The 14,687-nt window shown below is 39.5% G+C and carries 13 protein-coding genes and 1 pseudogene; 10 read left to right on the top strand and 4 right to left on the bottom strand.

The features are described 5' to 3' along the window. Positions 1-117: 117 nt before the first annotated feature. Both M23134_RS31720 and M23134_RS31715 read right to left on the bottom strand, forming a co-directional pair. Complete coding sequence (locus M23134_RS31720) at positions 118-3,528, bottom strand: two-component regulator propeller domain-containing protein (protein ID WP_045114745.1); 3,411 nt, start codon at positions 3,526-3,528, stop codon at positions 118-120. A 637-nt stretch (positions 3,529-4,165) separates the two neighbouring features. After that, positions 4,166-4,828 (bottom strand): tetratricopeptide repeat protein, encoded by a 663-nt coding sequence (locus M23134_RS31715; protein WP_002703703.1) that lies wholly within the window; start codon positions 4,826-4,828, stop codon positions 4,166-4,168. A gap of 155 nt (positions 4,829-4,983) precedes the next feature. Between M23134_RS31715 and M23134_RS31710 the strand changes: the two genes are divergently transcribed. The 10 genes and pseudogenes from M23134_RS31710 to M23134_RS31670 all read left to right on the top strand — a co-directional run bounded on the left by M23134_RS31710 (position 4,984) and on the right by M23134_RS31670 (position 12,626). Further along, positions 4,984-5,259 (top strand): DUF493 domain-containing protein, encoded by a 276-nt coding sequence (locus M23134_RS31710; RefSeq protein WP_002703701.1) that lies wholly within the window; start codon positions 4,984-4,986, stop codon positions 5,257-5,259. Between the two features lie 402 nt (positions 5,260-5,661). Beyond that, the gene (locus tag M23134_RS31705; RefSeq protein ID WP_002703698.1) at positions 5,662-6,027 is read left to right on the top strand and encodes a hypothetical protein; all 366 of its coding nucleotides are present in this window, start codon (positions 5,662-5,664) and stop codon (positions 6,025-6,027) included. A 510-nt stretch (positions 6,028-6,537) separates the two neighbouring features. Continuing rightward, positions 6,538-7,491: a hypothetical protein gene (locus M23134_RS31700; protein WP_045114744.1), complete on the top strand. Its 954-nt coding sequence runs from the start codon at positions 6,538-6,540 to the stop codon at positions 7,489-7,491. A 99-nt stretch (positions 7,492-7,590) separates the two neighbouring features. Further along, on the top strand, positions 7,591-8,445 hold the full coding sequence (locus M23134_RS31695) for a hypothetical protein (RefSeq protein WP_002703695.1): 855 nt from the start codon (positions 7,591-7,593) through the stop codon (positions 8,443-8,445). A gap of 284 nt (positions 8,446-8,729) precedes the next feature. Further along, positions 8,730-9,281: pseudogene (gene infC, locus M23134_RS31690) on the top strand (translation initiation factor IF-3); the annotation flags it as partial. 386 nt (positions 9,282-9,667) lie between these two features. Beyond that, positions 9,668-9,862: a 50S ribosomal protein L35 gene (rpmI, locus tag M23134_RS31685; RefSeq protein WP_045114742.1), complete on the top strand. Its 195-nt coding sequence runs from the start codon at positions 9,668-9,670 to the stop codon at positions 9,860-9,862. 98 nt (positions 9,863-9,960) lie between these two features. Further along, the gene (rplT, locus tag M23134_RS31680; RefSeq protein ID WP_002703689.1) at positions 9,961-10,305 is read left to right on the top strand and encodes a 50S ribosomal protein L20; all 345 of its coding nucleotides are present in this window, start codon (positions 9,961-9,963) and stop codon (positions 10,303-10,305) included. A 212-nt stretch (positions 10,306-10,517) separates the two neighbouring features. Next, on the top strand, positions 10,518-10,640 hold the full coding sequence (locus tag M23134_RS42595; RefSeq protein ID WP_262492927.1) for a hypothetical protein: 123 nt from the start codon (positions 10,518-10,520) through the stop codon (positions 10,638-10,640). Positions 10,641-10,738: 98 nt separating this feature from the next. After that, the gene (locus tag M23134_RS31675; RefSeq protein WP_002703687.1) at positions 10,739-11,584 is read left to right on the top strand and encodes an AraC family transcriptional regulator; all 846 of its coding nucleotides are present in this window, start codon (positions 10,739-10,741) and stop codon (positions 11,582-11,584) included. 163 nt (positions 11,585-11,747) lie between these two features. Continuing rightward, entirely contained in the window at positions 11,748-12,626 is an 879-nt protein-coding gene (locus M23134_RS31670) for a pirin family protein (RefSeq protein WP_002703685.1), read from the top strand. Between the two features lie 125 nt (positions 12,627-12,751). Here the strand turns inward: M23134_RS31670 and M23134_RS31665 are convergent, their stop codons facing one another. Beyond that, complete coding sequence (locus M23134_RS31665) at positions 12,752-13,774, bottom strand: lipoate--protein ligase (protein WP_002703678.1); 1,023 nt, start codon at positions 13,772-13,774, stop codon at positions 12,752-12,754. A gap of 85 nt (positions 13,775-13,859) precedes the next feature. Beyond that, positions 13,860-14,687: DNA/RNA non-specific endonuclease (locus tag M23134_RS31660; RefSeq protein ID WP_002703672.1), on the bottom strand; the 828-nt coding region annotated here is incomplete at its 5' end.

Here is a 14,687-nt window from a genome sequence, read left to right as displayed (position 1 = left end):
GCAGCCCTGCTGCGCTGAGCTCTGCCAAAGGCTAAAAGCGCCTCAGTCAGCCTTGAGTTTATGACCTCAATCTCGACACTTATTTTGAACATGTTCCTTATGAAAAAAGCCCCCCCTCTAAACCCTCACTCCTATCAACAGTATATCGTCTCGTTGCTCAGTCCCTTCCATAAATATTTGCAGTGTTTCCTCTAAATCCTGTTTTTGTTGGGCAAGCGATAAATGGCTTACTTTAAGTAAAGCATTGTGTACATTGGCTGCACCAAACCTCTTACGAACCACGTTGTTTTGGTCGGTAAAACCATCAGTGCTTAGGTAAAACAAGGTATTAGGATCACATATAATCGTATGGGCTTCTATAGTTCTTTTGTTTTGGTAAATCACCCCAATAGATACCGAACTACCTTTGATTGTGTCTAAGGTGGCACTGCCAGGTTTTATATACCATAAAGGACGTTTGGCACCCGCAAAAATCACCTTTGTCTGTTGGTTGTCTAGAGCTTCCAGGGCAATAAAAACAGCATCCATGCCATTTCTGCGTCCAGTTTCATCTTGCTTGAGCGTATATCTTATTTCTATACGCAACTGCTCTAGTATATCGGCAGGGTTGTCTGTTTTTTGGGTATTCACAATTTCGTTGAGCATCGTAAAACCAATCATACTCATAAATGCTCCTGGCACCCCATGCCCGGTACAATCTATCACCCCCAATATTTTTTTATTGCCTACATTGCCCAGCCAATAAAAATCGCCCGATACCACATCTTTGGGTTTATACAAGATAAAGTAATTGTGTTGAAAAGCGTCTTGCATCTTGCTTTCAAAAGGTAATATAGCTTCCTGAATAGTTTTAGCAGCTTTGATGCTTTGATTGATATGGTAATTTTTTTCTGTCAATAGTTTATTTTGTGATTCAATGGCTTGATGTTGGGCCGTAATTTCTTCACGCTGTTGTAAAAGCTCTTCATTTTGGATTTGAATTTCTTCTTTTTGCTCTACTACCTCTTTAGTACGCAGTACCACCGTTTCTTCTAATACTCTTTTTTGTCGTTTAATGGCATTGATCCGGTATAGATAAAAGCCCACCACTAAAAATATGGTAAAAGAAATCCACCCTAATTTGAACCACCAGGTTTGCCACCAGGCAGGTAAAATCACCAGCTCTACGCGCAAGCCTTGGGTGTTCCATACACCATCATAGTTGCTGGCTTGCACCCTAAAGTGATAGGTGCCAGGAGAAATGCCAGTGTAGGTTACAAAGTTACGCTTGCCCAGGTTTCGCCACTTTTTGTCATACCCATGTAGTTTCACCTTGTATTGGTTACGGTCTGAACTGGCATAACTCAATGCGGCAAACTCAAACGAAAATACGGTGGCTTGTTCATAAGTAAGCACTATTTTTTTTGTGTAATTGGCAGTGTTCTTTAGTGGAGCGTCTTTCGACGGAATCACTGATTCATTTGCCAATTGAAAGTCGGTGAGCCTGACCGTTGGAATATAGTCATTGGGTTTAACCTCAGCAGGTATAAAGGCTGCCACACCATTTTGCCCACCAAAAAACATTTCATCTGTGGTTGGGTCATGAAAAAAAGAACCTTCGCCAAAGTCATCGTTAGGCAAACCATCTTTAGGAGTGTAATTGGTGAATTTTTCGGTCACAGGGTCAAACTTAGCAATGCCATTTTCGGTAGAAATCCACAATTTATTTTGTTTATCTTCCAGTATGTTGTACAGCATATTGGTAGGCAAACCGTCTTTTTGGGTATAATAGTGCAGGCGAAACTGCCCGGTTTTGTCATAGACTACTTTGGCAAGCCCATCGCCATAAGTAGTAATCCAGAGTTGCCCAGAGCGTGCTTTAAAAATTTGCAAAGGTCGGTTCTTTTTTAATCCCACTGTATTGACAGAGTCGTATCGGTGGGCTTCTACTACTTGTTGTTTTTTAGGGTCGTACAACACAATGGCAGTACGCCCACTGATCCAAAATATACCTTGCTTATCTTCTACTATAGAGCTCGCCCAGCCATTGCCAAAGTATTTGGAGCGAGCCTGACTAAACTTTTTGGCACGAATATCCAGTTTATAAATCCTCCCCCCTAATGTAGTCATCCATAAGGCGTTTTTTTTATCCGCCATCAAGCAGTATACACTGGTTGCCCGACTGTACTTTTTTTCTATGAAAAAACGTTCAAACGTTTGATTTACCTCATTATATTTATTCAACCCACCCTTAGTAACTACCCATACTGAACCATCTTGTGCCTGCACAATGCGCTTTGTTTGGGAATGGATCAGTGATTGGGGGTTGGCTGGCTCGTGCTTAAAGTTAGTAATTTCCCCTGTGCTTCTATTAAGATGAAAAAGTCCATTTTTTGCCGAATTGAGCCACAAACGATCACCTTTGTCTTGAAAAATACCCCATACCATATTCTCTTTCAAAGGGCTTTGGGTATAGTGAGAAATATTATAGGTGCTAAACTTAGTACTTTTGCTGTCGATATGATACAAACCATAACCCGCCGTACCTACCCACAACACCCCCGATTTGTCTTCATGCATACAGTTTACGGTAATATTGTCCAGGTGAGTAGCAGGGTAAAAAAAACGTTCTATCTTTTTTGTTTTTTCATTGACCCAACACAAGCCATTTTCGGTACCCACCCATATCGTTTGCTTACTGTCTTGATACAGATCATACACCCTCGCCAAGTCCTGGGCAAACAATGTTACTTTACTGCGTGTTTTGTCAAGCAAATACAAATGACCAACTCGTGTACCTATCCATAAGCGCCCTTGTGCATCTTCTAAAATGCTCTTGATTGATTCAGGACTATGGTGGGCACTATCTGGAGCCAGCGGATAGTGAGTAAAAGAAACCTTTCCGCCAGCTTGCCTCTCTATTTTTTTTAGGCCTTTGCTTGTACCCACCCAGGTAATTCCTTGACTATCGTGACATATAGCTCCTATAAAAAAGCGCTCTTTTTTTGTACCTTTAGGAGCGTATAAATAACGTTGAAATTTAAGAAAGTGAGAGTTGGTGGCTGCCTTGTTTACTCCTTTATCAGTACCTACCCATACATTGCCGGCTTTGTCTTGTCCAAGGGCATTTACCCAATTATTACTCAAACTATTGGATACTCCTTTTTGGTGTTGGGCATTATCAAACCTACCTGTTTTTAAATCCAGCCTGCTCAATCCTTTAGATGTTCCTATCCAAATACGGTGATTTTTATCTTCCACTATTTGGTTAATGTAATTATTAACCAACCCTGTAGAATCACCAAAAACAGCCTTATACGCTTTAAACCGTGCCCCGTCGTAGCGGTTGAGCCCACCTGTAGTAGCAAACCACATAAAACCTTGACTATCTTGCAGAATATCTTGTACTATATTTTGGCTTAGCCCCTCTTCACTCGTAAACTTTCGTATTTTCAGTTTATTTTTATAAACCAAAGGAATGTTCATTCTTTGTGCAGCGCTAATCACAGGCATCACTAGATAAAAAAATATCAAGCATATTTTCTTCATAGACAATAGAGTTTACTAAGGAATGGTGAGCAATTAAATTACCATTCTTGAGGTAGAGGTTTTGTTTTGAGACGAGGCTATTTTTTGCGCCCATAGCAGCGCTCCGGGCAATAACCGATGGCTACAGCTACGCTGTGCCGAGCTCTGCCAACGGCTAAAAATAACGAAGTATCAAGGCGAAAAATCACCTCTCAGAGTGTAAATTTATTTTTGAACAATTCCTAAGATGATCTACCTAAACCTTTGATGTGGTGAACCTCTAGTACCTTAATCACTAAATACCTAACCCGTTATTTCGGCGATTTTTGCCCACTGACTTTACTTAAAAAAACTTGCTAAGCTATGCGCGATTTTTGAAGTGCGTCAGAAAACAAAACTCATCCCAAATAAGAGGGCATTTACTTAATGTTTAAGGTACTGGTAATTAGAGGTAAAATTCTTTTATTTTTCAATCATTATTTAGGTATTTACCCACAAGGGCATAGCTCAAGGACGCACTTAAGGGGAGCTGATTAGACTAACTTTGTGGCAGAAGGCAAGAGGTAGGTGAGGGTTAGAATAGGAGAGCGAAACAAGTGCTTTGTAAAATTGCCTACCTTCCAGCTATATTGAAAACACGAATTATTTACCTGATAAGTTATCGGCAAATCTTGTCCAGATTAATGATGGCTTTTTCGTTGCCTAATTCTTTCGCTTGTATCCAATCAGCACAAGCTCTTTTACTTTTATTAAAGTGGTAATAAATATTGCCTCGGTTTAGGTACGCTTTTGCCATTTTTGGGTGAAGCTCAATGGCTTTGTTAAAATCTGTCATGGCTTCTTTGTAGTCTTTGATCTCCAGGTGCGCAAGTCCTTTATTATAGTGAATCAACGGTAAATACTTTTTAGGTGGCTGTAGGTCTAAAGCCCTTGCGTAGTCTTTAATCGCTTTTTTGTGGTTTTTCATAGCCACATAAGTCTGCGCTTTACCTATATAAGCATTTGCCAACTCTGATTTAAGTTGAATTGCCTTTTCATAATCTTTGATCGCTCCTGGGTAGTTTTGAATGCGACGTTTACAGCGGGCGCGCTTTTGGTAGGCTATAGCCGAATAAGCTTGTTTTTCTATCACGGCATTGTAATTCTTAATCGCGCCTAAAATATCTCCTTTTTGATATTTTGCTTCTCCTTCCTTGAGTAATTCAGCCACACTCTTTTCGGGAGGAGGGGTATCATTGTCAGTTTGCCCTGGCACCACCGATACCCGCAAAAAAAGCAGGCAGGCAATACCCAAGAAACAAATCGTTTGGGTAAGTTTCATGAGATGTAAAGGTTTGTCTGTAAGTTTTTGGTTCTTCTTCAATTTAAATACTCAGGGGTGTTTTTGCAATCTTATTGGTAAAAAAACTAATTAATCACTAGATTTGGGTAAAAAAACGTTTACATACCACTTCCTTTGAAATAACTGACAAACCTATGGGAACAGAAGAATTTTATGCATCGCTACGACAAAAGCTTGAAGAAACCAACCAGTACCCAGTTATGTATATGTTCAAGTTTATTGTGCCTACCTTAACCAATAAAGCTGCTGAAGTCACTGCTTTGTTTGGCAAAGACGCTAATATTACCTCCCGCCAATCGAGCAACGGAAAGTTTACCAGTATTACGGTACGACTGGTCATGTTGTCAAGCGACGAAATCATTGAAAAGTACCAACAAGTGGGCAAAATAGAAGGCGTCATTATGCTTTAAGCCATATTGCATTTATTTACGAAAAACAATGTCATTATTTAACATTTTATTAAGCCATTTATCCCCGTTAACTGCACCTAAAGCCACACTTTAGCCAACAGGTGTTTGATAAGCCCAAGGCATACTTGTAGTATGCAAGTGCAAAGCTTTGGAAAATATAAAAATATTCACATTTTCCTGAAACAATAGGATAATTGAAAGTTTTTTACTCTTATTAGGCATATAGAATGTAATAAAATTGCAATTTTGAAAGTTTATTAGTATATTTTGGTCTTAAATCTTGAAAAAATCACAAAATCATAAAAAAACAAGTTTAAGATATAAACTTGTTTTAATCCAACAAATTGAGGGGAGTTAGTCCCACTGTAGTAGTTTACCTAAACCAACAAACGGAAAAATGTCATGAAAAATAAAGAACAAGGATTGGCGTGTTTCCGCAACATTTATAAAATAGCAGTAGCAGATGGCTACCTTGTCCGCGAAGAAAAAGAAATGTTGCTGGAAACCGGGCAACGAATGGGTGTAAGCCGCACCCAAGCCCGTGATATAATGAATAAGATTAACCACTTAGATTTCATTATTCCAGACGAATATAACGAACAAATGGAACACTTAGAATACATCATTCGCATGATGATGGTTGATCATGAAATTCACGATCGCGAATACGAGTTGTGTTATGCTTTTGCTAAAAAGATAGGACGCAATGAAGTGATTTTGCAGAGAATAATTGACAAAGTATCTAAAGAAATGAGCGTGCTTTACTAAACAAGCGCTATCTTTTGATGTTTTTTTGAACCCTGAGCCTTACCCGTTCAGGGTTTTATGTTGGTAATTTACCCACCCATATATTTAAGAGTCTACACTACAAACTCTCTATAAACGTAAAGCATTGTTTATCACTTATTACTTTAGTAGAACAGGCTAAAACTCACCCAACATCACTTGCCTTAACCGCCGTTTGCACTACATCGAGTTACTCTGTTTTACCACATTAAATGCATACTAATCTACGTTTAAACGCTTATAGAGCACAGGCTCTATTGCTATATGGCTTGACACTCTACTGTCAATAAAAGCCCGCCTGATTTATTTTTACCCACTATATCACTTGAGTTGTTATTTGATTAGCCAAGGGTTAAATAAAAAAAAATAATAGCTGATTTTTATTTGATTAATAATTTTCCATATATTTAAAGCTGAAATTAGTTGAATATGAAGGCTTTAACCTTCGAAAAACAATTGTAAACTCGCGAAACCTAAAATCAATATAATATCATGACCGAGGATTCAAATTTGGATTACGATGTGGATGATCAGGACGAACCAAGAGGTGGTTTAAATGGTCAGGCTATTGGACTCGTAGTAGTAAGTATTCTACTTGTAGTAAGTTTGTTTTTAACTTACAAATACTACAAAGACTACAAGAAAGTAAAATCTACTGAAAAGGAAAAAACTGCAGCTGTAGATAGCCTTAAGGGACTAAGCTCAAGTCTGAAAGATTCGGTATCAAGTAAAACTACCGAAAACGAAGAGCTTTTGAAAAGAAAATTTGAGTTGGAAGACAAGCTTAACAAAGTAGAAGACAAGCGCGACTCAGTACAAAAGCTATTGAACAACTCTCGTTACCGTGAGCGTCGTTACAGAGTAGAGGCAGCCCGCTTAAAGAGATTGTTGGAAGATGCACAAGACAAAGTAGACTCTTTGCAAAAAGCCTATGATGAGATTTCAGCAGGTAGTGGTTCTACCCTTGCCGAATACCGTAAGCAAATTGAGCAATTGACTACTGAACGTAACAGTTTGGCAAGTCAAAACCAAACCATGCAAGCTGAGTTGAGCAAGTTGAAAAATGATACTCAAAATGCTTTGTTTGCATTGACTGTGCGTGCCATTCCTGGTGAATTAAAGCGTAACCGCTTTAGTGCTTCTACCAAAGCGCGTAACACTGACCGAATTCAGGTGTCGTTCCAATTGACCCGTGCACCAGCTGCCAACGAAAACATTGTGATTAAGTTGTTTGATGCTACTAATAAAGAAGTACCATTGAAACCTGCTTACCGCAACAACATTGGTAAACCAACACCTACCAATCAACAAGTAATTGTGGAACCAGATAGTGATGCCCGCAGAAAATTCTCTCGTGGCAACTACTCTATCCGCCTATTCTTGACCAATGTAGATCAGGGAATCAACAACCAAAGTATTGGTATTGCTGAGTTCTCTTTGCGTTAAGCCACTTATATAAAGGTTGCTAAAACCTTTTCATGATATTGCCCCCAAAAGTATAAGCTGTACTTTTGGGGGCTTTTTTTATTTAATCGTTATAAACTTATGTGTCACCTATTCATTCGCATTTGTGTATTTGCCTTATTTTGGGCAGGTTCTTTCAACATAAGTAAAGCACAAACTATCGTACAATTACAAGCTCGCTTAGATAGTTTGAAACGAGTATATCGAACCAAAAATATTCAGTTGGATAAACAAAAAGAAATTAATAAAAAGCTCATTACAAATAAAATAAAGTTGGAATATGCCCAAGAGCAAACCCAGCTTGGCAAAGATTCGCTACAATTATTACTCAATGCTGCCCGCTACCGCGAAAGTCGTTATCGAGCAGAGTGTTTAAGGTTAAAAAGATTGTTGGAAGGCGCACAAGACCAAGCAGACTCTTTGCAAAAAATTTATGATGAGGTGATGAAAAAGAGTCAGACACTCCTTACTGAATATCGAAGGCAAATCAAGCAATTGGTGGCAGAGCGTAACACTATTGCACAGGAAAATATAGTTTTGCAGAAAGAAGTTAACAAGTTCAAAAAGACCCTACCTGGTTTGTTCCCTTTTGATATAAGAGCAGTACCTGGAGCATCAAGACGTGAGCGTTTTAGCCAAGTAAACAGGGCAAAAAACATCCAACTTATCCAAGTTACTTATCGTTTTACCCGCCCACCCGAAGTGAATGACACGGTAACGATGAAAGTATTTGATCAATCGGGTAAACATTTTCCTGTAAAGGTACACCTAAGCCTGCCCTGGAACCGCTCCAGTAGGTTTGAAAGGGCAGGCTTAGGTGTAACTGGGATAAAATGGTTGCCCGGAAGATATACCATTAAACTATACCGACACAACCATCAAAAAAATATGGCAAACCAAGAAGTAGGCTTGACAATGTTTGTTGTAAAGCAGTGATGATTACTATTTTTACTGCAAAAGAAAAAACAATCTTGTGATTTGATTGTATACTATATATTTATAGAAGGTAATGGGTTACCACCCTCTATGCTAGAGCATTAATAAAAACAAAAGCAAAGTTTTATATCATTGTTTTGTTATTAGGCTTTGATTTCAACGAAAAAAACTTGTTTTTTGTAGTCAAATCATTATATTGTTTTAGAGTAAGTTTGAGTTTAGACCACCCTTAAACAATCTTTATCTTGATATAATTTTATTCACACTAAACCAAGGAGGTAAATATTAGCAGACAACCCAGAAAAAGGGGACCTCGCGGAAGACGCGAAGAACCTTACAAAGTTAATGAAAGAATTAAGGCTCCAGAGGTAAGACTCGTAGGAGACAATGTAGAGCAAGGGGTATATCCAACCAAAAAAGCACTCGACATTGCAAGGAACCAAGGATTGGATTTGGTAGAAATTTCTCCAAAAGCAGCGCCCCCTGTTTGTAAAGTCATAGACTATTCTAAGTTTCGTTACGACCAAAAGAAAAAGCAAAAGGAACTCAAAGCCAAAGCTCAGAAGGTGGTAATGAAAGAAATTCGCTTTGGTCCTAATACCGATGAACACGATTTTAACTTTAAGCTCAACCACGCCAAAAACTTTCTCGAAAGCGGCGCCAAGCTTAAAGCTTATGTTCACTTTGTAGGGCGTACCATTGTTTTTAAAGAACGTGGTGAACAGTTGTTGTTAAAGTTTGCACTTGAGCTTGAAGATTACGGTAAAGTAGAGCAGCTTCCAAAGCTTGAAGGTAAAAGAATGAGCATATTTCTAGCTCCTAAAGTTACCAAAAAACCTACAAAACCGAAACAAGATGCTCAGGCAACAACGAAAGACAAGAAAAACAAAAGGAATAAAAATAAAGAAGGGCAAGAAGATGCTGACAAAGCCGCAGAAGCGGACAAGGACGCAAAGGCTACTAAGGATGCAGAAACTACTCCAAAAAGTGAGTCTGCAGACAAGCAGCCCAACCCTGAGAAAAGTTAATATCTTAGAAGATATTTTATAAACAACCTGATGAATTTTGAGCCATTTATTGATTCAAATCAAGTCAGGTTGTTGTTTTTTATATACTCACCTGTGTTTGGCTGTAGCATAATTTCTAAAAATCTCTCAGGTTTCCCTGTTTTTTTTGTTAACTTTGCGAGCTCAAATTCAAAGCCATTCGATTAAATTGTTCGATCATGAAGGTTAAGAAAAATTCAAGCGCGAAAAAACGCTTTAAACTTACGGGTACTGGCAAAATCAAAAGAAAAAAAGCCTTTAAAAGACACATTCTTACCAAAAAAGGAACCAAGCAAAAAAGACGTTTGGGACAAACTGGTTTGGTAGACAAAGCTGATGAGAAATTGGTTAAAAGAATGTTGAATCTTTAAGATTCCCGATTTTTAACAACAACTTTTTTATTTCACCTGATGGCTGGCATAAAGCATCGCAGTACGTGATCGCCAGTTGTCGTAATTAGTAATTTAGCATGCCACGTTCAGTAAATGTAGTAGCATCTCGTCGTCGTAGAAAGAAGATGATGAAAGAAGCCAAAGGTTACTTTGGCCGCCGGAGTAATGTTTGGACAGTTGCAAAAAATGCAATAGAAAAGGGACGAGTATATGCTTACCGCGATAGAAAGGTAAAGAAGCGTAACTTCCGTGCTTTGTGGATTCAGCGTATCAATGCTGGAGCTCGCATCCACGGCTTGTCTTACTCTCAGTTTATAGGGAAACTGCACGCAGCCGATATTGAGCTAAACAGAAAAGTGTTGGCTGACTTAGCAATGAATCATCCTGAAGCTTTCAAAGCAGTGGTTGATAAAGTAAAGTAAGCGCATAAGATTACCTTATAAAGACAAAAAGGATGAAAAAAAGAGGTAAGCCTCTGGTTTTCATCCTTTTTTTGTGTCTTTTTGACAAATATCTCCCTAATACCCCACCAACCAAATGCCATTCCTACCCTATTCAAACACGCATTTCTTCTTCTAACTAACAAATTTATAACTGGCTGAAAATAAGCGCACTATAAATTTATTAGTTGCCTATGAACCGAATCTACAAGCTCAACGTAATTAAACAGGGTGCACCTAGTGGAGGTTATGCCGACATCCCGCTTGCGGGGTACCGATATTCATCGGTATATAAGGGCTTGCGAATTGTCGCTTAAAGCACCGGTATGCATCGGCATCTAGCCCTGTTGGGGCGCCACACACCAAACTGTTAAACATGTGCTGAGGTTCTGAGTTATCTGATAAAAAACCCTCCATGCAACAACGTAAACACCACATTAATTTTGACCTTCAACAAATGGAAAACATCTATGAGGCAGCCCAAGGCTCTACAGATGTACCACATCGCCACGACTATTACACAATTATGCTGGTAGAGGTTGCCAAGGGTAGACACGTGATTGACTATCAATCGTATGTTTTTGCTGGGTGTGAAGTGTTCTTTGTAAACCCCGGACAAGTACACCAAGTAGCTTTACAAGCCAAACCCAAAGGTTGGGTGATTACGTTCTCACGAGATTTTCTGGTTGAAAATAGTATCCCCGAAAGCTTTATCTCCAATATCAACCTTTTCAGGCAGTTTGGCGATACTCCTCCGCTTTCGCTGGATGAGGATACCTTTGCCCGGTTAAAAAACCTTATTGCAGAAATGCAGGCTTGTTTGCCCAGCTCATTTCATTACCGAAACCGTGCCTTGGGTGCATTGCTTCAGCTGTTTTTGATCTATTGTAGCAATAGTTGTTTGTTAGACACTACCCAGCTCGACGAAGAAAGCAACGGGGTATGTATTTTTCGTGATTTTAAAAAATTGGTCGAGCAACATTATCAACAATGGCACAAAGTGGGCACTTATGCATCCGAAATTCCTATATCGCCTAAACACTTGAGCCACACGGTAAAAAAACTGACAGGTAAAAGTGCCAAAGAGTTTATTCAGGACAGGCTGATACTTGAAGGCAAGCGCTTATTGATCCATACAAGGCTTAATATCAAGCAAATAGCTTATGAGCTAGGGTTTGAAGAGCCTCTCCACTTTAGCAATTTTTTCAAAAAAAAAGCCCAGGTTTCCCCTTCTGAATTTAGGCAGCAAAAAAACAGATAAACTCATTTTCCGACTTTTTTATATGATGTGGTCATTTTTTTATATCTCTTTAGTCTAGTGCATGTAGCATCTTTGTAATGTAATAAGCTACAAGTAAATATCATGCACTCATAGCATGATGATGGTTGCAGTCACTTATTAAAAACCCAAAACCAACATTGTCATGAATAGAAAGAAGTTTTTAAAGAAATCGTTGCTGGGAGCCGCTGGAATGGTGGCTGGTTATTCATTGTTAGAAGCCAAAAACACCCCGACAGCTCAATCAACTTACCATCAACTCATGGCTCAGGTAGGGTTTAATCATTTACCAAATAAAGAGGAGAAAACTATGAACACAGTATTGCACAAAGCCGACACAAGAGGACACGCTAACCATGGATGGTTGGATAGCCACCATACATTTAGTTTTGCCAATTATTACAATCCCAACAGAATGAATTTTGGGGTACTGCGGGTACTCAACGATGACGTAGTATCAGCGGGGCGGGGTTTTGGTACGCACCCACACGACAATATGGAAATTATTTCTATTCCCCTGGCGGGCAACCTGGAGCACAAAGACAGTATGGGCACTACGTCGGTAATCAAAGAAGGAGACATTCAGGTAATGAGTGCTGGAACAGGGGTTTATCATAGCGAATATAACCAGAACAAAGATGAAGAAGTGAGGTTTTTACAGATTTGGGTTTTTCCAAACACGCAAAATGTAACCCCACGTTACGATCAGATTTCGCTGCAGGCGATAGAAAAACACAATGCATTTTATCAAATACTATCGCCCAATAAAGACGACCAGGGGGTATGGGTACATCAGGATGCCTGGTTTAACATGGGTAAGTTTGACAAAGGGACAAAAGACACTTATCAGCTCAACAAAGCGACCAATGGAGTGTATGCTTTTGTCTTAGAGGGAGAGGTAACCATTAGTGGTCAGCAACTTAGTAAAAGAGATGGTTTTGGGGTATGGAATACCCCCCAGATAGAGGTTGAGGCTAATAAGGCGGCGAAGGTATTATTGATGGAAGTACCAATGAAGGGATAAAGTTTGGTGACAAAATCTATAGCAGTGAAAGGGGCAATGGTTTGTTGGCAATGCCTAACAAAGCCACCTGCCCCTTTTCTTTCTAAATTTCGTAATCCTATTCAATGTACCATATTTCTAACACATTATTGCCACACCAATTGCAAAATTTGGCTTTCTTTGATGTTTAATTTACCCTCCTCAATATTTGCCGTGGCAATGGCTTTTTTGAGGCTGTTTTTATCAAATTTGACCTGAGTAAGTGTGTGTGTCAGTTTGGCGAGCATTGCCTGCAATTCGCCGTGGTGCGCCCCTTCAAAATTTACTCCTTGTATGTGCCCCTTCTTAATATCTACTGTGGCAGCCAAGGTACCCCAATCAAAATCATGCGTTTTATGAATGCTACATTTGGGCGATCGGGCATAGTTCCATTCCCAGGTATTGTATTTCTCTTTTACCAATTTATTTACCACCTCCCAATCGTCTTGGGTAAGGGTATAAGTGGGTATTGTAGAGACTTCGTTGGGCTGGGTTTTGAAAATATACTGAAGCAATACTTTTTTAAACTGTTCCATATCCAACCCGCTTTGTTGTTCGCTATTGAGGTATTCGTACACGTTGGCCACTGGACTACGCACCGATTTTATACTCTTGGATTGAATAGTAGTTGTTTTGGCTTTGAGCGATTGTGAGAGATGAATAATTTCAGAATTGAATAGCAGTGTTCCGTGGCTTACCATACGTTTGGTAGTAGAAAACTGGGCATTGCCCGATATTTTTTTGCCTGCTGCCATCAAGTCATTACGAGGGCTTATCTCGGCAGGTACTCCCAAGCTTTGTAAGGCTTCTACTATAGGGTTTAGAAAATAGTGGTAGTTGTTGAGTTTAGACGAGTCGTGAGGCACCAAAAAACTAAAATTCAGGTTGCCCAAATCGTGGTATACAGTCCCCCCCCCTGACACCCTCCGCACTACTTTGATGTTATTTTGTTGTACAAAGTCTACATTTACTTCCTCATAGATGTTTTGATGCTTACCCATAATCACCGATGGTTCGTTGACATACAACATAAGGTATTTGTGATCGGGAGCAAAATTGCGTAGTACGTGTTCTTCAATTGCCAGATTTATCCTTGGGTCATTAATCCCTTGATTATCAATATAAAACATAAATTATACGTCTAAACTTACAAAAGCCTGATAACCCACATAGGCTATCAGGCTAGTTTATTTTTTATCTTATTTGCCAGCTTAATTAGTCAAAACTCCAGCCTTTGAGTGAGGTAGAAGCTTCTAGTTTTTTCTCTAAATCATCGGGCAGATTCGGAAAGAAGTCAATCCCGGTTATTTCTTCTACTTTATCAATGCTCACCACAAAACTACTCAAAGGTTTGTCAGAACCCTCATTTTTCATCAAAAAAGCGATGGCTTTGATCTCAGGCTCTTCCAGGTCGAGCAAAATTTTATAATAATATTTGGGCACGCTTACTTTGGTTTTGCGCCCAATTTTGCGAAAGCGCCCCCCTTTGAGTACTGGCCCGGTGACTATATAATATGCCTTGTCTTTGCGTACATGCTCTCTTACCTGTTCTTCGAGAGACTTCCAGATGCCTCGATTGAAACGTGGTTTTTGAGGGCTCATGTTGCTCATGTAAAAACTTTCTGCCATTGCTTTTTTTGAAAATTTAAAATCAGCCGCAGGTGCCAGGTGTCCCCTGTCATATCCCGAACCAGAATAGTCTGAATGGCGTGCAGTGCGGGTTGTTACACTTGGGTCAGGTATAAACCTATCTTCGCGCTCTGCCCTGCCTCTGGTTTCGCGCGCTTCGAGCTTATAAGCTACCCAGGCAGCTTGTTCGTGTCTTTCGTCGTACCCTAAGGCAAAATGTGCGTGGCGGGTTACTTTATAGCTACTTGCCGGAATTTCGAGGCTTTCAGTTTTTATATCTTTTACCGAAGTAGTAGTGTTAGAGTCATCAGATTGACTGTTGTTATTACCAGTACCATTATTATTTACTTCTTCTGTATAGCCTTTTTCTTTGTTTTTGGCAGCATCTACCATATCCTTGAATCCACCAAGATA

The organism is Microscilla marina ATCC 23134, assembly GCF_000169175.1.
GTDB lineage: Bacteria > Bacteroidota > Bacteroidia > Cytophagales > Microscillaceae > Microscilla > Microscilla marina.
Note: the sequence above shows the minus strand (reverse complement) of the source record. Positions and strands in the feature narration are given on the sequence as shown.